Origin of the sequence: Streptomyces sp. NRRL F-2664, assembly GCF_000719345.1 — a bacterium.
GTDB lineage: Bacteria > Actinomycetota > Actinomycetes > Streptomycetales > Streptomycetaceae > Streptomyces.
This window is the reverse complement of sequence record NZ_JOFX01000315.1, coordinates 1-564: the sequence shown is the minus strand read 5'-3', so window position 1 is coordinate 564 and position 564 is coordinate 1. Positions and strand designations below refer to the sequence as shown.

At 72.3% G+C, this 564-nt stretch carries 1 protein-coding gene; it reads right to left on the bottom strand.

Translation table 11 applies throughout. From position 1 onward, the window contains the following. On the bottom strand, positions 1-564 hold a 564-nt coding region (locus IF89_RS39540), incomplete at both ends, for an RHS repeat protein (protein ID WP_043194938.1).

The following is a 564-nucleotide window of genomic DNA, read 5'->3' as shown; positions in this document are numbered from 1 at the left end:
GCCGGACGGTGGTGGCCCCGCTGGCGTCGGTGACCGCGGAGGAGAGCAGCAGCCCGGTGTCCCCGTCGTAGGTATACGCGGTCGTGGAGACGGTGTCGCTTCCGTCCTTGGTCTTGACGGCTGCTTCGGCAATCTGCCCGTGGGCGGTGTAGGTGTAGGCGGTGGTGTTGCCGAGCTGGTCGGTCTGGGACGCCAGGCGCCCTGCCGCATCGTAGGTGCTGCGCACACCGGTGCGGGTGTCGCCCTGGCCGGGATCGCCCTGGGTGAGGGTTTTAGCCGTCTGGCGTCCGGCGAGGTCGCGGGTCAGGGCTGCGGTGAACTCCTGCCCCGGATAGGTCTCCGGTGCGGCCGGGTTCAGCACGGTGCTGTGCGCGATGCCGCCAGGCCCGTAAGAGGGGGTGGCGGTGACTTCGCCGCTGGTTGAGGTCAGGGTCCGCCCGAGTGCGTCGGTCTGGGCGGCAGAGCCGGCGGCGGGGGTGCCGTCGGCGAAGACCACCCTCGCCGAGGTGGTCCGGGCCGCACTGTCGGCGTCCTGCACGGACACGGCCCGGGCCTCGCCCAGGC